Source organism: Streptomyces sp. NPDC053541, assembly GCF_044544705.1.
Taxonomy (GTDB): domain Bacteria; phylum Actinomycetota; class Actinomycetes; order Streptomycetales; family Streptomycetaceae; genus Streptomyces.
This window is the reverse complement of the sequence record NZ_JBITXM010000006.1, coordinates 33,888-52,114: the sequence shown is the minus strand read 5'-3', so window position 1 is coordinate 52,114 and position 18,227 is coordinate 33,888. Positions and strand designations below refer to the sequence as shown.

Below are 18,227 nucleotides of genomic sequence, written 5' to 3'. Positions count from 1 at the left end.
TGCTCCCCGCGGGTCGTGGACCCGTGGGCCGTGTCCCCGTGGGTCGTGGTCCCCGTGTCCGCCGGCTCACCGGAAGGTGTTGCACTGCGCCATGTCGCCGGTCCGGTAGCCCTGCCGGAACCACTGCTGCCGCTGGGCGGCCGAGCCGTGGGTCCAGCTCTCCGGGGTGACCCGGCCCTGGAAGCGCTCCTGGATCCGGTCGTCGCCGACCGCCGCCGCCGCGTCCAGGCCGTCCCGGATGTCCTCCTCGGTGAGCCGGGTGAGCAGCGGGCGGCCGGTCTTCTCGTCCGGGGTGGTGGTGGCGTGCCGGGCCCACACGCCCGCGTAGCAGTCGGCCTGCAGCTCGACCCGGACCGCGTTGGAGTCCGCGCCGGTCCGGCCGTCCTGGGCACGGGCCAGGGTGCCCATCAGGTTCTGCACGTGGTGGCCGTACTCGTGCGCGACCACGTAGGCCTGCGCGAAGGGGCCGCCGGTCGAGCCGAACGTGGTGCGCAGCTCCTCGAAGAAGCCCAGGTCCAGATAGACCTGCCGGTCGCCGGGGCAGTAGAAGGGGCCGACGGCCGAGCCGGCCTGGCCGCAGGCCGTGCCCACCCGCCCGCTGAACATCACGGTCGGCGCGGTGCCGTACCGGCCGCCGCGCCGGGTGTACTCGGAGCGCCAGTAGTCCTGCACGCTGTTGACCACGGCCACGATCCGGCAGTCCTCGCGGGTGTTGGCGTCCGCTCCGGTCCGGCAGCTCTGCTGCACCTGGGCGACGGAGGAGGCGGTGGCGGCCGGCTCGTCGCCGCCCGAGGACAGGCCCAGCTGGTCGGGTCCTACGCCGAAGAGCAGGCCCAGGATCAGGGCGATGACGCCGATGATCCCGCCGCCGATCGTGGCCCGCCCGCCGGGAACGCGGCTGCCCCGGACGTCCTTGACCTCGGATGTGTCCAGGTTGGCGTCGTCGTCGAACTGCATGGCCACCGCCCTCCGCGTTTCTGCCGAGTATTGGGCAGTGAGTCGCGCTTCACCCCTTTTGTGGGGCATGCAGGGGGTTCATGTGTCTTCGGTCACCTGTGATCTGTGGCCTAAAACCAGTTGCAGGTGCCCGTTAGACTGGCCTCATGGCCATTCTCCCCGTGCATTAGCGGCGTCGAAGCCCTCCCCAGCCGTCCTTCCGCCGTCTTCCCCACCGCCCTGGAGTCTGACCGTGATCACCGCTTCCGGCATCGAGCTGCGCGCCGGCGCCCGCGTCCTCATCGAGAACGCCTCCTTCCGCGTCGCCAAGGGCGACCGCATCGGCCTGGTCGGCCGCAACGGAGCGGGCAAGACCACGCTCACCAAGTGCCTGGCCGGCGAGGGCCAGCCCGCCGCCGGCACCATCACCCGCTCCGGCGAGGTCGGCTACCTCCCGCAGGACCCGCGCACCGGCGACCTCGACGTGCTCGCCCGGGACCGGGTGCTCTCCGCGCGCGGTCTGGACGTGCTGCTGCGCAAGATGCGCCAGAACGAGGAGCGCATCGCCACCGGCTCCGGCGCCACCCGCGAGAAGGCCCTCCGGCAGTACGAGCGCCAGGAGACCGAGTTCCTGACCAAGGGCGGGTACGCCGCCGAGGCCGAGGCCGCGACCATCGCCGCCGCCCTCGGGCTGCCGGACCGGGTCCTCGGCCAGCCGCTGCACACCCTCTCCGGCGGTCAGCGCCGCCGCATCGAGCTCGCCCGCATCCTCTTCTCGGACGCGGACACCCTGCTCCTCGACGAGCCCACGAACCACCTCGACGCCGACTCGATCGTCTGGCTGCGCGACTACCTGAAGACCTACCGCGGCGGCTTCATCGTCATCTCCCACGACGTCGACCTGGTCGAGACCGTGGTGAACAAGGTCTTCTACCTGGACGCCAACCGCTCGGTGATCGACGTCTACAACATGGGCTGGAAGCTCTACCAGCAGCAGCGCGAGGCCGACGAGAAGCGCCGCAGGCGCGAGCGCCAGAACGCCGAGAAGAAGGCCGCCGCGCTCAACGCGCAGGCGGACAAGATGCGCGCCAAGGCCACCAAGACGGTCGCCGCCCAGAACATGGCCAAGCGCGCCGAGCGCCTGCTGTCCGGTCTGGAGGACGTGCGGGCCTCCGACAAGGTCGCGAAGCTGCGCTTCCCGGAGCCCGCGCCCTGCGGCAAGACCCCGCTCACCGCCGAGGGCCTGTCCAAGTCGTACGGTTCCCTCGAAATCTTCACCGATGTGAACCTGGCGATCGACAAGGGCTCCCGGGTCGTCATCCTCGGCCTCAACGGCGCCGGCAAGACCACCCTGCTCCGCCTCCTCGGCGGCGTCGAGCAGCCCGACACCGGCGCGGTCACCCCGGGCCACGGCCTCAAGCTGGGCTACTACGCCCAGGAGCACGAGACCCTCGACCCCGAGCGCACCGTCCTGGAGAACATGCGCTCCGCCGCCCCCGACCTCGACCTGGTCGAGGTGCGCAAGGTGCTCGGCTCCTTCCTGTTCTCCGGCGACGACGTCGACAAGCCGGCCGGGGTGCTCTCCGGCGGCGAGAAGACCCGGCTCGCGCTGGCGACCCTGGTCGTGTCCTCGGCGAACGTGCTGCTCCTCGACGAGCCGACCAACAACCTGGACCCGGCCAGCCGCGAGGAGATCCTCGGCGCGCTGCGCACGTACAAGGGCGCGGTCGTGCTGGTCACCCACGACGAGGGCGCCGTGGAGGCGCTCGACCCGGAGCGGATCATCCTGCTGCCGGACGGCGTGGAGGACCTGTGGGGCGCGGACTACGCGGACCTGGTCGCCCTGGCCTGACCAGGGACGCCCGGGCTGATCGTGCCGGGCTGGATCATTCGGCTCATGGGTGATCCATCATCTGAGTGAGAGCATCTCGTACCCTCCGGCGCGGGTCCTGCGGAATCCTTCCGCCGGGCCCGCGCCGGACCCGTTCCGGCGGCGGGGCGCTGACCTGGCACTTCCCGCCGGAGCGCGGCGCGGGCCCGGTCACGGAGCGTTCGGAACGATCAATTCCGCTCGTGGCCGCGGACGCCGCTCGGCGCAAGCTCGTGGCACGGACCTTGTCGAATGGGTGGCCAGGACGTCCGGGAGGGGTGATCATGAGAAGTCCAGAGCGCACTTCCCATGAGGAGGCACGGGTGGCCGAGACTCTGAAGAAGGGCAGCCGGGTGACCGGCGCCGCGCGCGACAAGCTCGCGGCAGACCTGAAGAAGAAGTACGACTCCGGTGCGAGCATCCGGGCGCTGGCCGAGGAAACCGGCCGCTCCTACGGATTCGTCCACCGGATGCTCAGCGAGTCCGGAGTCACGCTGCGCGGACGCGGCGGAGCGACCCGGGGCAAGAAGGCGGCCTCGGCCTGACATCGGGGCGGCTCGACCGGTCCACCGGGTCTCCCGGTGGCCACCCGGTCGGCCGTGCGGTCGACCGGGTGGTTACTGTGCAGTCACTTAGCATCGGATGCAGTGCTGCACCGTAACCGGGAGACGCCCCATGACTACGTTCGACGACTCCGAGCGCGCAGAGCTCGTTTTCGACAAGGACGGTGTACGGCTCACCGTCGAGGACGCCGTTGCCACGGTGACCCTGACCAACCCGGCGAAGCGCAACGCCCAGTCTCCCGCTCTGTGGCGGGCGTTGACGGAGGCCGGCCGGTCACTGCCGGGCAGCGTGCGGATCGTCGTCCTGCGCGGTGAGGGCAAGTCCTTCTCCGCCGGACTCGACCGCCAGGCGTTCACGCCCGAGGGCTTCGACGGAGAGCCGTCCTTCCTGGAGATGGCGCGCGGGTCCGACGCGGACCTCGACGCGCTCATCGCCGAGTACCAGGAGGCGTTCACCTGGTGGCGCCGCAGTGACATCGTGTCGATCGCGGCCGTCCAGGGCCACGCCATCGGCGCCGGTTTCCAGCTCGCGCTCGCGTGCGACCTGCGGATCGTCGCCGACGACGTGCAGTTCGCCATGCGCGAGACCAGCCTCGGTCTGGTCCCGGACCTCACCGGCACGCACCCCCTGGTCTCCCTCGTGGGCTACGCCCGCGCGCTGGAGATCTGCGCCACCGGCCGGTTCGTGCACGCCGGGGAGGCCGAGCGCATCGGCCTGGCCAACATCGCCGTGCCCGCCGCCGAACTCGACGCGGCCGTACGGGACCTGAGCGCCGCCCTGCTCGCCGCACCGCGCTCCGCCGTCATCGAGACCAAGGCGCTCCTCCAGGGCGCCTCGGGCCGCTCGTACGAGGAGCAGCGCGTCGCCGAGCGCGCCGCCCAGGCCCGCCGGCTGCGCGACCTGGCGGGCCTCGGCGACTGAGGTCCCTCCTCAGCGCAGCTCCGACACCACCACCGTGACCGCCGTCGCCCCCGGGGCCGCGGCGGTCACCGCCGTGCGCATCGCGCGGGCCGTGTCGAGGGCGCGCCGGCCCGCCGTCACCGCGCACTCCACCCGCAGCGCGCCGTCCGGGCGCTGGAGGAGCGGCGGCCCGAAGGCGTCCGTCAGGGCCGCCACCCCCGGGGCCGCGAGGGCCGCGAGCGCGGCCGGATGCCCGGGTGCGGGCGGCGAGGTTCCCCCGGGTGGAGCAACGGGGCCGGGCTGATCCACCGGCGCGTCGAGCAGCTCCGTCACCCGCAGGTCCACGTCCGTCACCACCAGGCCCAACGGGCCCTCCAGCACCTCGAACAGCGCCGTCCGCAGCCGCTCCGCGAGCGCCGGCAGCGGGCGCCCCGCCACCGCCGCGAAGTCCAGGCCCACCCGCAGCGGCCCGGGCGGCAACCCGCCCGGCGGTACGGGCAGGGGGGCCTCGCCCGGGTCCTCCGCGAGCCGGAACCGCGGGGGCTCCGGAACCACGCCCCGTACCCCGCGAGCGGCCGCCAGAAGCGCCGCCCGTACCGCCCGCTCCGCGATCCACGCGCCGTCAGCCGCCTCACCGAGCGGCAACAACCGGTCCGTCGTCATTGCTCCAGCCTGCCGCATCCCCGGCGCGATTCCGGGCAAGCCGCCTTAATGTGAGCGAACAAGGCAAAAGCCTCAGGGAAGGACGGGTGGCGATGGCTGACAACGCACACTCCGACCAGCAGAACCCCGTGACCAAGCGCGGCGGCGGCGACCCCGCGGGCCGGGGCCGCACCACCATCGCGGACGGTGTCGTCGAGAAGATCGCCGGGCTCGCCGCCCGCGACGTCGTCGGCGTCCACGCCATGGGCAGCGGGCTCTCCCGCACCCTCGGCGCCGTGCGCGACCGCGTCCCCGGCGGGGGCGGCAAGTCCGGCGGCGTGACCCGCGGCGTCAAGGCCGAGGTCGGCGAGGTGCAGACCGCGCTCGACCTGGAGATCGTCGTCGACTACGGCGTCTCCATCTCCGACGTGGCCGGCGCGGTGCGCGAGAACGTCATCGCGGCCGTCGAGCGCATGACCGGCCTGGAGGTCGTCGAGGTCAACATCGCGGTCAGCGACGTGAAGCTGCCGGACGAAGAGGAAGAGGAGCCGGAGTCCCGGATCCAGTAGGCACCGGAGGCACGGCGGAAAGGGCTCAACATGAGCATGGCGGTGGTCGGCCTGTTGGCCGGCATGGCGCTCGGCTTCGCCGGGTACTTCGGCGGCTTCGGCGCGTTCCTGCTGGTCGCCGCACTCGGCGCGATCGGCTTCGTCGCCGGACGGTTCCTCGACGGGGACCTGGAGGCCGGCGACCTCTTCCGGGGCCGCGAGCGCGGCGGCCCGCGGCGGTGACCCGGGTGCCGGGCCCGCCCGAGCCGCGGTCCGACCGGGCCGAACGGTCCGACCGAGCCGACCGGACGGACCGGGCCGACCGGACGGACCGGGTCGGCGCGGCGGCCCGCGGCGCCACCACCATCGCCGACCGGGTGGTGGCCAAGATCGCCGCGCAGGCGGCCCGCGAGGCGCTGACCGCCGTACCGGCGGAAGGCCGGCCGCCCCAGGCCTCGGTCGTCGTCCACCGGGACGTCGCCCGGGTCTCGGTCAGCCTCGAACTCGACTATCCCACCGACCTCGGCCGCCAGTGCGGCGCCGTCCGCGGCCGGGTCCGCGGCCGGGTCGAACACCTCACCGGCATCGAGGTCCACGAGGTCGCCGTGCACGTCGAACGGCTCCACTCGGCGCACACGGCCCGCGACCGGAAACGGGGGCGACTGGCATGACCACCGGAGCGCAGCGGCGACCGGACCCCGGCGCACCCGGCGCCCCGGCCGGCGCCACGCCCGTCCTGGAGAAGGACCCGGACCCCGCGGACCGCGGCACGCGCGTCCGCCGCTTCTGGGCCGTCCGGCGGATCCCCGCCGCGATCCTCGCGGCCGTCCTGCTCGGCGCCACCGGACTGCTCCTCTACGACGTCGCAGCCGTGCGCGCCGAGCACACCGCCATGGCCTGGCGGCGCTCCCTCGCCGAGGACCTTGCGACCCGCCCGCTCGACGACACCCTGGTGCTCGTCGGCGCCGCCGTCGCCGTCGCCCTCGGCCTCTGGCTCCTCGTCCTCGCGCTCACCCCCGGCCTGCGCGCGGTGCTCCCCATGCGCCGCGAACACGCCGACGTCCGCGCCGGACTCGACCGGGAGGCCGCCGCCCTCGCCCTGCGCGACCGCGCCATGGAGGTCTCCGGCGTGCAGTCCGTACGGGTCGGGATGGGCCGCCGCAAGGTGCGGCTGCGGGCCGTCTCCCACTTCCGCGAACTCGACGAGGTCCGCGCCGACCTGGAGACCGTCCTGGCCGGCGCCATCGACGAACTGGGGCTCGCGCACCCGCCGGTCCCCTCGGTACGGGTGGCCCGCCCGCCCAGGAAGGGGTGACCCGGTGACCGTGGTGCTCCGGCGCGTCAACCGGATCGTGCTCGCCCTCGCCGGACTGCTCCTCGTGGTCGGCGGCGGGGCCGTGCTCGCCGCCGCCCTCGACCTGTCCGTGCCCTCCTGGTGGCCCTGGTCGGGCCCCGACGACGTGCTGCTCACCCGCTCCCAGCGGCAGCACTGGCGCGCCGAGGGCTGGTGGTGGCCGGTGGTCATCGCGGTGCTCGGCGTCCTCGTGCTGCTCGGCCTGTGGTGGCTGATCGCCCAGTTCCGCCGGGCCCGGCTCCGCGAGGTGCTCGTCGACAGCGGCGACGGCGAGGAGGCCGTGCTGCGCGGCCGGGCCCTGGAGACCGTCCTGGAGGCCGACGCCACCGCCCAGGAGGGCGTCGCCCGCGCCAAGGTCGCGCTCACCGGCCGCCGCACCGCCCCGCGCACCCGGATGGCCCTGCTCCTGGAGCCGCACGCCTCCCCGGCCGAGACCCTCACCGCGCTGTCCGACGAGGCCCTCGCCCACGCGCGCGGCTCCACCGGCCTGCCCGCGCTGCCCACCGAGGCCCGGCTGCGCGCGGTCAGGCACCGCGCGCGCCGGGTGGCCTGACGGTCCGCCGGATCCCGTCCGGCGCACGGGCTCAGAAGCCGCTGCGTGCCCCGCCGTCCACCGGCAGCATCACGCCCGTCAGATACGAGGCGGCGGGGGAGAGCAGGAACGCGGCCGTGCGGCCGAACTCCTCCGGGGTGCCGTAGCGGCGCAGCGGGATCGTCGCCTCGTTCGCCGTCCGCGCCGCGTCCGCGTCCCCGGACAGCGCGTCCAGCTGCCGCACCCGGTCGGTGTCGATCCGGCTCGGCAGCAGCCCGACCACCCGGATGCCGCGCGGCCCCAGGTCGTTGGCGAGCGACTTCGCGAAGCCCGCGAGCCCCGGGCGCAGCCCGTTGGAGATGGTCAGACCCGGGATCGGCTCGTGCACCGAACCGGACAGCACGAAGCCGATGACCCCGCCCTCCGGCAGCGTCTCCGCCGCCGCCCGGGCCAGCCGCACCGCGCCCAGGAACACCGTCTCGAAGGCGGCCGCCCACTGCTCGTCCGTGTTGTCCGCGGCGAAGCCCGGCGCCGGGCCGCCCACGCTGATCAGGACGCCGTCGAAGCCGCCGAACCGGGCCCGGGCCTCCGCGATCAGCCGCTCCGGCGTGCCCGGGTCGGCGTTGTCCGCCGCCACGCCCGCCGCGTCCGGCCCGAGCGCGGCCACCGCGTCGGCGACGCTCTTCTCCTCGCGCCCGGTGAGCAGCACCTTCGCGCCCTCCGCGAGCAGCGCCTCCGCCGAGGCCCGGCCCAGGCCGCGGGTCGCGCCGGTCACCACGTACACACGGTCCTTCAGTCCAAGATCCATGGACCTATCCTGCCGCGTCGCCCTCCTCGGCGGCCAGCGCCAGCGCGCTGCCCACCAGGCCGATGTGGCTGAAGGCCTGCGGGAAGTTCCCCAGCTGACGGCCCGACGCCGGGTCGTACTCCTCGGCCAGCAGCCCCACGTCGCTGCACAGCCCGACCAGCCGGTCGAACAGCTCCCGCGCCTCCTTCACCCGGCCGGTCATCCGCAGCGCGTCCGCCAGCCAGAACGAGCACACCAGGAACGTGCCCTCCTCGCCCGGCAGTCCGTCCACCGAGGGCCCCGCCGTCGAGTAGCGGCGCACGAAGCCGTCGTGCGTCAGCTCCGCCCGCACCGCGTCGACCGTGCCCACCACCCGCGGGTCGTCCGGCGGCAGGAAGCCCACCCGGGGGATCAGCAGCGTCGCCGCGTCCAGCTCGCGCGAGCCGTAGAACTGCGTGAAGGTGTTCCGCTCCGGGTCGAAGCCCTTCGCGCACACCTCCGCGTGGATCTCGTCCCGCATCGCCCGCCAGCGCGCCGGGTCCCCCGGCAGCGACGGATCCTCCTCCAGGGTGCGCACCGCCCGGTCCGCCGCCACCCAGGCCATCACCTTGGAGTGCACGAAGTGCCGGCGCCCGCCGCGCACCTCCCACAGGCCCTCGTCCGGCTCCCGCCAGGTCGACTCAAGGAAGCCGAGCAGGCTCAGCTGGAGGTTCCAGGCGTGCCGCTCGGCCGGGATGCCCGCCTCCCGGGCCCGGCACAGCGAGTCCAGGACCTCGCCGTAGACGTCGATCTGGAGCTGCTCCACGGCCGCGTTCCCGGTGCGCACCGGTGTCGAGTCGGCGTAGCCGCGCAGCCAGGGCAGGGTCGTCTCGGGCAGCCGCCGCTCGCCCGCCGGGCCGTACATGATCTGCAGGTCGGCCGGGTCGCCGGCCACCGCGCGCAGCAGCCAGTCGCGCCAGGCCGCCGCCTCGTCCACGTACCCGGCGGAGAGCAGCGCGCCCAGGGTGAGCGAGGAGTCGCGCAGCCAGCAGGCCCGGTAGTCCCAGTTGCGCACCCCGCCGATGTCCTCGGGCAGCGAGGTGGTGGGGGCGGCGACGATGCCGCCGGTGGGGGCGTAGGTGAGCGCCTTCAGGGTGATCAGGGAACGCACCACCGCGTCCCGGTAGGGCCCCTCGTAGGTGCACCGCGCGGCCCACGCGCGCCAGTCGGCGAGCGACTGCTCCAGCGCCTCGAACGGGTCGACCAGGGCCGGGCGCGGCTCGTGGGAGGGGTGCCAGGTGAGCACGAAGGCCACCTTCTCGCCGGCGTCCACGGTGAAGGCGGAGCAGGTGGCGAACTGCTGGCCCCAGGTCTTCACCGGCGGTTCGCTGCGCAGCCACACCGAGTCGGGGCCGGCGACGGCGACGCGGTGCCCGTCGGCGCGGCGCACCCACGGCACGACCGAGCCGTAGTCGAAGCGCAGCCGCAGCACCGCGCTCATCTCGACGCTCCCGCTGACGCCCTCCACGATCCGGACCAGGTCGGGCGCCTTGTCGCGCTGCGGCATGAAGTCGACGACCCTGACCGTGCCCGTACGGGTCTCCCAGAGCGTCTCCAGGACCAGACTGTCCTCGGCGTAACGGCGACTCGTGCAGGTCGTGGCGCCCTTGGGGGCGATCCGCCAGTGCCCGTTGTCCTCGTCGCCGAGCAGGGCGGCGAAGCAGGCGGCGGAGTCGAAGCGGGGCAGACACAGCCAGTCGACCGACCCGTCGCGGCCGACGAGCGCGGCGGTCTGGAGATCGCCGATCAGGGCGTAGTCGTCGATACGTTGCGTCACGCTTTGGGCTGTTCCCGGAAGCGGGGACGGTCAATCAGGAGGCGGTGGGGGCCCGTCCGGCTCAGGCCGTCGCCCCCGCGGGCTCCGGCGTCCCGCCCGTCCCGCCCGCACCGTCGCCGGACCCGCCGGCGGCGTCCCCGGCGGCGGCCGCCTCCCGGTCGCGCTTCTCGCGCCGCGCGAGCACGCACCAGCCGACCGGCACACCGGCCGAGAACAGCCACCACTGGATCGCGTACGCCATGTGCGCGCCGATCGAGTCGTGGTCGGGGTCCGGGATCGGCTCCGGGGTGTCCCCCGCGGGCTCCGGCGCGGTCAGCTCCAGATAGCCGCCGAGCACCGCGCGGCCGCCCTGGAGGGCGGACTGCTGGGCGCTGTTGATCAGCATGACCTGACGGTCCGGCAGCCCCTTGAGGTCCTTGATGCCGCTGGCGCCCGTGGTCTCGTCGGCCATCAGCCGGCCGGTGACCGTCACGAGGCCCTTCGGCGCGGGCGGCACGTCCGGGTAGGACCGCTGGTCGCCGGCGGCCGGGATCCAGCCCCGGTTCACCATGACGACCTTGCCGTCCTTCAGCACCAGCGGGGTCAGCACGTGCACGCCGACCCGGTCGTCCGAGGAGGTGCGCCGGCGCACCACGACCTCGTGCGCGGTGTCGAAGGTGCCGGTGGCGGTCGCGTGCCGCCAGTAGTCCGCGCGGGGCACCGTGTGTCCGGGGGAGGTGAGCTCCTCGACGGGGACCGGCTTCGCCGCGAGGTTGTCCGCGATCAGGGCGTTCTGGGCGACCCGGCGCTCGTGCCGGTGGAACTGCCAGAAGCCCAGCTCGATCATCACGGGGATGAGGACGAGGGCCACGAGGGTGAGGATCACCCACTGCCGGGACAACAGGAAGCGGTACACCCCAAGACCGTACAACCCGGCCGGGGGTGCACCGCACGGGGGGTTCGGGCCACCGGGGGCGGCCCGCGGGGGAGGGGCGGGCGCGGCGGGCGGATCGTTTCGTCGCACCGCCGGCGTCACGCCCCGCCCTCACACCTTGTCGACGATGCCCACCTTCCCCTCTGCCCGGGCGCAGTGGCCCCCGCAGTACCAGCTGCCCTCGACCTCGACGCCCTGGCCGATGATCTGGACCCGGCAGTGCTCGCAGATGGGCGCCATGCGGTGGATGGCGCAGGCGAAGCAGTCGAAGACGTGCACCGCGCCCTGCGCGTGCACCTCGAAGGACATGCCGTAATCGTTTCCGCAGACCTCACAACGTGCCATGCGCCACAGGGTGGGGCCACGGGCGGGCGAAGGCCGGGCGGCGCGCCCGGCCCGCGCCGGGCCGTCACTCGTCTGCCGTCACCCGTGCGGGGTCACCCGTCCGGCGCGGTCACTCGTCGGCGGGGGCGACGTCCCGCAGCAGCTGGGTGTAGGCGGCCTCGTCGACGATCGGCGTGCCGTAGGACCTCGCCTTGAGGGTCTTGCCGGTGGCGGAGTCCGGGTCGTTGGTGACGAGCAGGCTGGTGAGCCGCGACACACTGCTCGCCACGTGCAGCCCGGCCTCGACCGTGCGGTCCTCCAGGAGTTCGCGGTCGATGGAGGTGTCGCCGGAGAACGCCACCCGCATGCCCTGCTTGAGCGGTTTGTCCGACTCGTAGCGCCCGGGGTTGGGGTACGGGCAGGCCGGGCGCTTCTTCGAGGGGCGCCAGGTGTTCGTCCGGTACGAGGCCTGGTGGCCGATCCGGGGGCGCTCGGGGCCCGGCGCCCACTCGGTCAGCGGGCGGCACTCCAGGAGCGGCAGCCGGACGTTCCGCGCGGCGGCGGCGTGCAGGCTGGGGCGGAAGGCCTCGGCCAGCACCCGGGCGTCGTCCAGGGCGTTGTGCGCGCGCTGCTGGACCACGCCGAAGTGCGCGGCCAGCGACTCCAGCTTGTGGTTGGGCAGCGGCAGCGCCAGCTCCTTCGACAGCGCGATGGTGCACAGCCGCTGCCGCACCGGCGCGGTGGCCTCGGCGCGCGCGTACTCGCGGGCGATCATCTGCCAGTCGAACATGGCGTTGTGCGCGACGAGCACCCGCCCGTCCAGGCGCGCCGAGAACTCCTCGGCGATCTCCGGGAAGAGCGGCGCGCCCTCCAGGACCTCGCTGGTGAGTCCGTGGATCCACACCGGTCCGGGATCCCGCTCGGGGTTGACGAGGGTGTACCAGTGGTCCTCGACGTTGCCCCGGGCGTCCAGCCGGTAGACGGCAGCCGACACTATCCGGTCGTCGCGGGCGAGGCCGGTGGTCTCCACGTCGACGACCGCGTACCCCTGGGGGTACGCGGTCGGCCACGTCGCTGCGGTCGTACGGTCGTCGAGCATGGTCACTGAGAATACGGGCCGCGACTGACAGCGCTGCGCGCGGTGTCGCCTTCGGTGGCCGGATCCGTGCGCCCGGGCGGCGGCGCGGGGGCGGCCGGCAGCCCATCGGCGCCCGCCGGTACGCGGGTTGACGGGGCCGGCCGCCAGGGGCGGGCGGGCGGTCAGGAGAGCAGTCCGGCCACCAGGGCCCGTACCGCCGTCGTGAAGACCGCCTCCGTGTCGATGGGGGCGGCGAGCGCGGCGGCGAGTTCCGGGTCCGCCGCGGCGGCGTCCGCGGCGGTCTCCGGAGCCCACAGGTCCGTCTCGGCGGGCGACTGGGCGGGGGAGCGCTCGCGGTTGCGTTCGACGAGGACGTGGCCGACGACCTGGAACTGCACCGCGCGGACCAGGGCGGCGGCGCGCGCGCCGCGCAGCCCGGCCGCGTGGGCCTCGTGGATGAGGGCGCGCTGGGCGGGCAGGAACATGCGTTCCGTCAGTCCGCGCTCGTGGACCATGGCGACCAGGTGGGGGCGCTCGCGCAGGGCGCGGCGGAGCAGCACGGCCACCGAGACGATCCGCTCGGCCGGGTCGGCGCCGTGCGGGCGCAGGGTGCCGAGGTCGGCGACGGTGCGCTCGACGAGGGCGTCGAGCAGCGACTCGCGGTTGCCCACGTGCCAGTAGATCGAGGTGACGGCGGTGCCGAGCTCGGCGGCGAGCCGGCGCATGGTGAGCGCGTCCGGGCCGTGCTCCCTGACCAGGGCGGCGGCCGTGTCCAGGACCCCGTCGCGGGTCAGCGCGTTGCGTGCCGTCCTGCCTGCCATTCGATCAGCTCCCCCAACTCCCGTGGCGCGCACGGGTCTTTACCCTTCCGGGTGGCCGGTGTAACTGTGTTACAGGCGTACAGGCCGATGCCTTCCCGAAGGGTGGTACGTCATGGCACGAGTACGGTACGGGGCGCGCACCGAGGCGGAGATCGCCGCGACCCGCGCGAAGAGCGCCGCGCTTCCCGACATCTGGTCCACCGGGGTCGTCGCCGTCTGGGAGACCGACCCGGACGTCGTGGCGGCCGTCCTGCCGCCCCCGCTCGAACCGACCGGACGCCCGCTGGTCCGGGTCACCGTCAGCAGGGTCGACCTCCCCGGCCACCCCCTGGGCGCCGGCTCGGTGGCCGTCGCCGCCGCCCACGGCGACCGCGAGGGCTGGTATCCGCTGGTCATGCCGATGACCCACGAGCGTGCCCTCACCGGCGGCCGCGAGGTCTTCGGCGAGCCGAAGAAGCTCGGCGACGTGCTGGTCGAGCGCGACGGCCTGACCGTCCGCGCCTCGCTGGCCCGGCACGGCATCGCCTTCGTGGAGGTGCGGGGCGCCGTGTCCGGCGCGCTGCCGCTGCCCGGGCCCACCGAGCGGACCGACTTCTACTTCAAGTTCCTGCCCGCGGTGGACGGTTCGGGCTTCGAGTCCGACCCCGTCCTGGTCCACTGCCTGCGCCGGGAGAAGGTGCGCAGGCTGGAGCGGGTCACCGGCGACGTGGTGCTGCGCGAGTCCATGTTCGACCCGGTGGCCGACCTGCCGGTGCGCCGCCTGGTGGAGATCACCCTCGGCGAGAAGACCACCGACCAGCGCGGCCGGGTGGCCGAGCGGGTCGACCCCGCCGCCCTGCTGCCCTTCCTGCACCAGCGCTACGACGATCCGCGGCAGGCCCTGGACGCCCCGCCGGAAGGGAGCGCGGTCTGATGGAGCTGCGCGAGGGACAGGTCGCCGTCGTCACGGGCGCCGCCAGTGGCATCGGTCTCGCCATGGCCCGCCGGTTCGCCGCCGAGGGACTCGCCGTGGTCCTCGGGGACGTCGAGGAGGCGCCGCTCGCCCGGGCCGCCGAGGAACTGATGGACGGCGGGGCGCAGATCCTCGCCCGCACCGTCGACGTCAGCGAGGCCGACTCCGTACGGGCCTTCGCCGACGCCGCGTACGAGACCTTCGGCGCCGTGCACGTGCTGTGCAACAACGCGGGCGTCGGCTCCGGAGCCGAGGGCCGCATGTGGGAGCACGAACCCAACGACTGGAAGTGGGCCTTCGCGGTCAACGTGTGGGGCATCTTCCACGGCATCCAGGCCTTCGTGCCCCGGATGCTGGCCGGCGGCGAACCCGGCCACGTCGTCAACACCTCCTCCGGCGACGGCGGCATCGCCCCGCTGCCCACCGCCTCCGTCTACGCCGTCACCAAGTCCGCCGTCGTCACCATGACCGAGTCGCTCTACGCCCACCTGAGGGCGGAGCACGCGCGCGTGGGTGCCTCCGTCCTCTTCCCCGGCCCGCACATGCTGCGCACCGGCCTGTGGGAGTCGCACCGCAACCGGCCCGCGCGCTTCGCCAAGGAGCGCCCGCGCCGGACCCCGTACCGCAGCCTCGACCAGTGGGAGGCGGCGATGAAGGAGGCCGGGCACGAGGTCGCCTTCACGCCGGTCGAGGAGGTCGCCGGGCACGTCGTCGACGGCATCAGGGCCGACCGGTTCTGGATGCTCCCGGCGAGCGAGCACAGCGACCGTCAGATCAGGGCGCGCTCGCAGTCGATGCTCGACCGCGCCAACCCCTCGTACCTGGAGAGCTTCGTCCTCGACTGACCGGCCAAGGAGCCGACATGAGTTTCGACGACCCCTATCTCGTCATCTCCTCCGACTGTCACGCCGGGCTGCCCACCGAGGAGTACCGGCCCTATCTGGAGTCCCGCTTCCACCGCGCCTTCGACGAGTTCCTGGCCGGCCGGGACGCCCGCCGCGAGGCCATGACCCGGCTCGGGGTGCGCAACGAGGCCTTCGCGCACCAGTGGTTCAGCGACCACGAGGAGGGCCTGCGGGGCGGCTGGGACCCCGCCCGGCGCGTCAAGGAACTCGACGGCGACGGGGTGGCCGCCGAGGTCGTCTTCCCCGACGCGGACGCCGTCGACAGCGGCACCGCCGCCCCGTTCGGCGTCGGCCTCGGACTCTCCGGCGACCAGGACCCCGAGCTCGGCATGGCGGGCGCCAAGGCGCACAACCGCTGGCTCGCGAGTTCGTCGCCCACCACCCCGAACGGCACTGCGGGGTGGCGCTGCTGCCCGTCACCGCCGACCCGGCCGAGGTCGTCGCCGAGATCCACCGGGCGAAGGAGTCCGGGCTCGGCGCGCTGATGATCCCCTCCATGTGGGTGGACCGGGCGCCCTACCACGACCGGCGCTACGACCCGGTGTGGGCGGCCGCCGCCGAGACCGGGATGCCGGTGGTCACCCACTCCGGCGCCGCGCCCCGCCACGAGTACGGCGACCACCTCGGCATCTACGTCTCCGAGGTCACCTGGTGGCCGGCCCGGCCGCTGTGGTTCCTGCTCTGGTCCGGGGTCTTCGAGCGCCACCCCGGCCTTCGCTTCGGCGTCGCCGAGTCCGGCTGCTGGTGGCTGCCCAACCTGCTGTGGTTCATGGACCGGCTCTACCTGGGCGCGCACGGCGGCAAGAAGCTCTCCCCGTTCGCGGAGCTGCGGCGCCCGCCGAGCGCGTACCTGGACCGGCAGGTGTTCGTCTGCGCCACCAACACCAAGCGCCGCGAACTGGCCCAGCGCTACGAGATCGGCGTCGACAACATCCTGTGGGGCTCCGACTTCCCGCACCCGGAGGGCACCTGGCCGCGCACCCGCGGCTGGCTGCGCGACACCTTCCACGACATCCCGGTCGCCGAGACCCGCCGGATGCTCGGCCTGGCCGCCGCCGAGGTCTTCGGCTTCGACATCGGGAAGCTGGCCCCGGTCGCCCGCCGGATCGGCCCCACCCCGGCCGAACTCGGCCAGGACCCCGACCAGTCCGCCGTCGAGGCCTCCTGGGCCCGCTCCCGCGAGGTCGGCCGGCACTGGCTCACCGAGCACGACTTCCCGGTCATCGGAGCGCGCTGATGGACAGGTACACCGTCATCTCCGCCGACTGCCACGCCGGCGCCGACCTGCTCGACTACAAGCCGTACCTGGAGAAGCGGTACCACGAGGACTTCGACGCCTGGGCGGCCTCGTACGTCAACCCGTACGAGGACCTGCTCGCCGACACCGCCGACCGCAACTGGAACTCGCGGCGCAGGCTGACCGAACTGGAGGCCGACGGCATCGTCGCCGAGGTCGTCTTCCCCAACACCATCCCGCCGTTCTTCCCCCAGGCCTCGCTGATGGCCCAGCCGCCCACCCGCGCCGAGTACGAGCACCGCTGGGCCGGCCTCCGGGCGCACAACCGCTGGCTCGCCGACTTCTGCGCCGAAGCCCCCGGGCGGCGGGCCGGAGTGGCGCAGATCCTGCTCAACGACGTGGACGCGGCCGTCGCCGAGATCCGCAGGGCCCGCGCGGCCGGGCTCACCGGCGGCATCCTGCTGCCCGGCGTGCCGCCCGGCTCGCCCGTCCCGGAGCTGTACTCCGAGGCGTACGACCCGATCTGGGCGGTCTGCGCGGAGCTCGACGTCCCGGTCAACCACCACGGCGGCTCGGCCTCGCCGCCGCTCGGCGACGAACCGGCCGCGCGGGCCGTGTTCATGGTGGAGACCACCTGGTTCTCCCACCGGGCCCTGTGGCACCTGGTCTTCGGCGGCGCCTTCCGGCGCCACCCCGGCCTCAAACTGGTCCTCACCGAGCAGGGCTCCGGCTGGATCCCGGGCGTGCTCGACATGCTGGACTACTACCACCGGCGCCTGGTCGCGGCCTCGGCCGAGGCCCTCACCGCCGAGTCCCGGTTCGGCGCCGGGCTCGCCGCCGCCATGGGCAAGGGACCGCGCGAGGTGTGGCGGGACAACTGCTTCGTCGGCGCCAGCTTCATGCGCCCCCACGAGGTGCCGCTGCGCGAGCGGATCGGCCTCGCCAAGATCATGTGGGGCGCCGACTACCCGCACGACGAGGGCACCACCCCCTACTCCCGGGAGGGCCTGCGGATCGCCTACGCGGGGCTGCCCCGGGACGAGGTCGCCGCCATGGTCGGCGGCAACGCCGCCCGTGTCTACGGCTTCGACCTGGCCTTGCTCGACCGGCTCGCGGCGGTGCACGGACCGACCGTCGCGGAGATCGCCGAACCCCTGGAGAAGGTCCCCGAGGGCGCGACCAGCCCCGCCTTCGCGAAAGGCGGGTCGGTCCGCGTCTGGTGACGCGCCGGGTGCGACCCTCCAGGGGTGACCGACGCACCCGCGCCCACCCCCACCCCCGCCCACGACGAGGCCCACGGCGGCGGCCTCGGCTCCCGGCTCAACTGGCTCCGGGCCGCCGTGCTCGGGGCCAACGACGGAGTCGTCTCCACCGCCGGCCTCGTCGTCGGCGTCGCCGGCGCCACCGACGAGCGGGCCACCCTGCTCACCGCGGGCCTCGCCGGACTGCTCGCCGGCTCCATGTCGATGGCCGCGGGGGAGTACGTCTCCGTCTCCACCCAGCGCGACTCCGAGAAGGCCGCCCTCGCCCAGGAGCGCCGCGAGCTGCGCGAGCAGCCCGAGGCCGAACTCGCCGAGCTCACCGGGCTGCTGGCCCGCCGCGGCCTGAGCCCCGAGGTGGCCCGGGAGGCCGCCGTCCAGCTCACCGAGCGCGACGCGCTGCGCGCCCACGCGCGCGTGGAGCTGGGCATCGACCCCGACGAGCTCACCAACCCCTGGCACGCGGCCGGCGCCAGCTTCCTCGCCTTCACGGCCGGCGCCCTGCTGCCGCTCCTCGCGATCGTGCTGCCGCCGTCCGCGCACCGGCTCTGGATCACCGTGGTCTCGGTGCTCGCCGCCCTCGCCCTCACCGGCTGGGCCTCGGCCCGCCTCGGCGCGGCCCCGGTGCCCCGCGCCGTGCTCCGCAACGTCGCCGGCGGCGCCCTGGCCATGGCGGTCACCTACGGCGCGGGCTCGCTCCTCGGCGCGGCCGGGGTCTGAGCCGGCGCGCGGACCGCCCGGACCGCCGGAAGCCCGCGCGCGAGGTACGGTGAACGTCGTACGACCAGC

General features: G+C 74.1%; 20 protein-coding genes and 1 pseudogene. 13 read left to right on the top strand and 8 right to left on the bottom strand.

The window, feature by feature from the left end; genetic code table 11:
• Positions 1 to 66: 66 nt before the first annotated feature.
• A complete protein-coding gene (locus ACIGW2_RS16700) occupies positions 67 to 957 on the bottom strand; it encodes a neutral zinc metallopeptidase (RefSeq protein ID WP_399844194.1) in 891 nt (296 codons plus the stop codon).
• 232 nt (positions 958 to 1,189) lie between these two features.
• Here ACIGW2_RS16700 and ACIGW2_RS16695 point away from each other — a divergent pair, with 232 nt between their 5' ends.
• The 3 genes from ACIGW2_RS16695 to ACIGW2_RS16685 all read left to right on the top strand — a co-directional run bounded on the left by ACIGW2_RS16695 (position 1,190) and on the right by ACIGW2_RS16685 (position 4,291).
• Complete coding sequence (locus ACIGW2_RS16695) at positions 1,190 to 2,788, top strand: ABC-F family ATP-binding cassette domain-containing protein (RefSeq protein WP_391655312.1); 1,599 nt, start codon at positions 1,190 to 1,192, stop codon at positions 2,786 to 2,788.
• 341 nt (positions 2,789 to 3,129) lie between these two features.
• Positions 3,130 to 3,351: a helix-turn-helix domain-containing protein gene (locus ACIGW2_RS16690; RefSeq protein ID WP_006123601.1), complete on the top strand. Its 222-nt coding sequence runs from the start codon at positions 3,130 to 3,132 to the stop codon at positions 3,349 to 3,351.
• A 130-nt stretch (positions 3,352 to 3,481) separates the two neighbouring features.
• Complete coding sequence (locus tag ACIGW2_RS16685) at positions 3,482 to 4,291, top strand: enoyl-CoA hydratase/isomerase family protein (protein ID WP_391655313.1); 810 nt, start codon at positions 3,482 to 3,484, stop codon at positions 4,289 to 4,291.
• A 9-nt stretch (positions 4,292 to 4,300) separates the two neighbouring features.
• Here the strand turns inward: ACIGW2_RS16685 and ACIGW2_RS16680 are convergent, their stop codons facing one another.
• A complete protein-coding gene (locus ACIGW2_RS16680) occupies positions 4,301 to 4,933 on the bottom strand; it encodes a hypothetical protein (protein WP_399844191.1) in 633 nt (210 codons plus the stop codon).
• 92 nt (positions 4,934 to 5,025) lie between these two features.
• Here ACIGW2_RS16680 and ACIGW2_RS16675 point away from each other — a divergent pair, with 92 nt between their 5' ends.
• The 5 genes from ACIGW2_RS16675 to amaP all read left to right on the top strand — a co-directional run bounded on the left by ACIGW2_RS16675 (position 5,026) and on the right by amaP (position 7,367).
• A complete protein-coding gene (locus tag ACIGW2_RS16675; protein ID WP_361590140.1) occupies positions 5,026 to 5,481 on the top strand; it encodes an Asp23/Gls24 family envelope stress response protein in 456 nt (151 codons plus the stop codon).
• Positions 5,482 to 5,511: 30 nt separating this feature from the next.
• Entirely contained in the window at positions 5,512 to 5,703 is a 192-nt protein-coding gene (locus ACIGW2_RS16670) for a hypothetical protein (RefSeq protein ID WP_356062756.1), read from the top strand.
• 122 nt (positions 5,704 to 5,825) lie between these two features.
• Positions 5,826 to 6,131, top strand: coding sequence for a hypothetical protein (locus ACIGW2_RS16665; protein ID WP_361590253.1), 306 nt, complete (start codon positions 5,826 to 5,828; stop codon positions 6,129 to 6,131).
• On the top strand, positions 6,128 to 6,775 hold the full coding sequence (locus ACIGW2_RS16660) for a DUF6286 domain-containing protein (protein ID WP_391655315.1): 648 nt from the start codon (positions 6,128 to 6,130) through the stop codon (positions 6,773 to 6,775). The genes ACIGW2_RS16665 and ACIGW2_RS16660 overlap by 4 nt, the downstream gene beginning before the upstream one ends.
• Positions 6,776 to 6,779: 4 nt before the next feature.
• Complete coding sequence (gene amaP, locus ACIGW2_RS16655) at positions 6,780 to 7,367, top strand: alkaline shock response membrane anchor protein AmaP (RefSeq protein ID WP_361590146.1); 588 nt, start codon at positions 6,780 to 6,782, stop codon at positions 7,365 to 7,367.
• Between the two features lie 31 nt (positions 7,368 to 7,398).
• Here the strand turns inward: amaP and ACIGW2_RS16650 are convergent, their stop codons facing one another.
• The 6 genes from ACIGW2_RS16650 to ACIGW2_RS16625 form a co-directional block, all read right to left on the bottom strand.
• Positions 7,399 to 8,154: an SDR family oxidoreductase gene (locus tag ACIGW2_RS16650; RefSeq protein WP_361590148.1), complete on the bottom strand. Its 756-nt coding sequence runs from the start codon at positions 8,152 to 8,154 to the stop codon at positions 7,399 to 7,401.
• Between the two features lie 4 nt (positions 8,155 to 8,158).
• Complete coding sequence (locus ACIGW2_RS16645) at positions 8,159 to 9,949, bottom strand: glycoside hydrolase family 15 protein (RefSeq protein ID WP_399844187.1); 1,791 nt, start codon at positions 9,947 to 9,949, stop codon at positions 8,159 to 8,161.
• A 61-nt stretch (positions 9,950 to 10,010) separates the two neighbouring features.
• Complete coding sequence (locus ACIGW2_RS16640; RefSeq protein ID WP_391655317.1) at positions 10,011 to 10,844, bottom strand: SURF1 family protein; 834 nt, start codon at positions 10,842 to 10,844, stop codon at positions 10,011 to 10,013.
• 129 nt (positions 10,845 to 10,973) lie between these two features.
• Positions 10,974 to 11,207 carry a hypothetical protein gene (locus ACIGW2_RS16635; protein WP_078489738.1) on the bottom strand — a complete coding sequence of 78 codons (234 nt, stop codon included), beginning with the start codon at positions 11,205 to 11,207 and terminating at the stop codon, positions 10,974 to 10,976.
• 109 nt (positions 11,208 to 11,316) lie between these two features.
• On the bottom strand, positions 11,317 to 12,291 hold the full coding sequence (locus ACIGW2_RS16630) for a DEDDh family exonuclease (protein ID WP_391655318.1): 975 nt from the start codon (positions 12,289 to 12,291) through the stop codon (positions 11,317 to 11,319).
• Between the two features lie 155 nt (positions 12,292 to 12,446).
• Positions 12,447 to 13,085 (bottom strand): TetR/AcrR family transcriptional regulator, encoded by a 639-nt coding sequence (locus ACIGW2_RS16625; RefSeq protein ID WP_391655319.1) that lies wholly within the window; start codon positions 13,083 to 13,085, stop codon positions 12,447 to 12,449.
• Between the two features lie 112 nt (positions 13,086 to 13,197).
• On the opposite strand from ACIGW2_RS16625, the gene ACIGW2_RS16620 reads away from it, so the two are divergent.
• The 5 genes and pseudogenes from ACIGW2_RS16620 (at position 13,198) to ACIGW2_RS16600 (ending at position 18,158) form a co-directional block, all read left to right on the top strand.
• Positions 13,198 to 13,998, top strand: coding sequence for an acetoacetate decarboxylase family protein (locus ACIGW2_RS16620; RefSeq protein ID WP_391655320.1), 801 nt, complete (start codon positions 13,198 to 13,200; stop codon positions 13,996 to 13,998).
• Positions 13,998 to 14,882 (top strand): SDR family NAD(P)-dependent oxidoreductase, encoded by an 885-nt coding sequence (locus ACIGW2_RS16615; protein ID WP_399844183.1) that lies wholly within the window; start codon positions 13,998 to 14,000, stop codon positions 14,880 to 14,882. Before ACIGW2_RS16620 ends, ACIGW2_RS16615 begins: the two co-directional genes overlap by 1 nt.
• 17 nt (positions 14,883 to 14,899) lie before the next feature.
• Positions 14,900 to 16,179: pseudogene (locus ACIGW2_RS16610) on the top strand (amidohydrolase family protein).
• Entirely contained in the window at positions 16,179 to 17,402 is a 1,224-nt protein-coding gene (locus ACIGW2_RS16605; RefSeq protein WP_399844181.1) for an amidohydrolase family protein, read from the top strand. The pseudogene ACIGW2_RS16610 and the gene ACIGW2_RS16605 overlap by 1 nt, the downstream one beginning before the upstream one ends.
• 24 nt (positions 17,403 to 17,426) lie before the next feature.
• Positions 17,427 to 18,158, top strand: a complete 732-nt coding sequence (locus ACIGW2_RS16600) for a VIT family protein (RefSeq protein ID WP_361590172.1) — start codon at positions 17,427 to 17,429, stop codon at positions 18,156 to 18,158.
• Positions 18,159 to 18,227 lie beyond the last annotated feature (69 nt).

Bases quoted from the DNA above. Each gene is read 5' to 3' on its own strand.
- ACIGW2_RS16700 (WP_399844194.1), bottom strand. From the start codon at position 957: ATGCAGTTCGACGACGACGCCAACCTGGACACATCCGAGGTCAAGGAC.
- ACIGW2_RS16685 (WP_391655313.1), top strand. From the start codon at position 3,482: ATGACTACGTTCGACGACTCCGAGCGCGCAGAGCTCGTTTTCGACAAG.
- ACIGW2_RS16680 (WP_399844191.1), bottom strand. From the start codon at position 4,933: ATGACGACGGACCGGTTGTTGCCGCTCGGTGAGGCGGCTGACGGCGCG.
- ACIGW2_RS16675 (WP_361590140.1), top strand. From the start codon at position 5,026: ATGGCTGACAACGCACACTCCGACCAGCAGAACCCCGTGACCAAGCGC.
- ACIGW2_RS16670 (WP_356062756.1), top strand. From the start codon at position 5,512: ATGAGCATGGCGGTGGTCGGCCTGTTGGCCGGCATGGCGCTCGGCTTC.
- ACIGW2_RS16660 (WP_391655315.1), top strand. From the start codon at position 6,128: ATGACCACCGGAGCGCAGCGGCGACCGGACCCCGGCGCACCCGGCGCC.
- ACIGW2_RS16650 (WP_361590148.1), bottom strand. From the start codon at position 8,154: ATGGATCTTGGACTGAAGGACCGTGTGTACGTGGTGACCGGCGCGACC.
- ACIGW2_RS16635 (WP_078489738.1), bottom strand. From the start codon at position 11,207: ATGGCACGTTGTGAGGTCTGCGGAAACGATTACGGCATGTCCTTCGAG.
- ACIGW2_RS16625 (WP_391655319.1), bottom strand. From the start codon at position 13,085: ATGGCAGGCAGGACGGCACGCAACGCGCTGACCCGCGACGGGGTCCTG.
- ACIGW2_RS16620 (WP_391655320.1), top strand. From the start codon at position 13,198: ATGGCACGAGTACGGTACGGGGCGCGCACCGAGGCGGAGATCGCCGCG.
- ACIGW2_RS16615 (WP_399844183.1), top strand. From the start codon at position 13,998: ATGGAGCTGCGCGAGGGACAGGTCGCCGTCGTCACGGGCGCCGCCAGT.
- ACIGW2_RS16605 (WP_399844181.1), top strand. From the start codon at position 16,179: ATGGACAGGTACACCGTCATCTCCGCCGACTGCCACGCCGGCGCCGAC.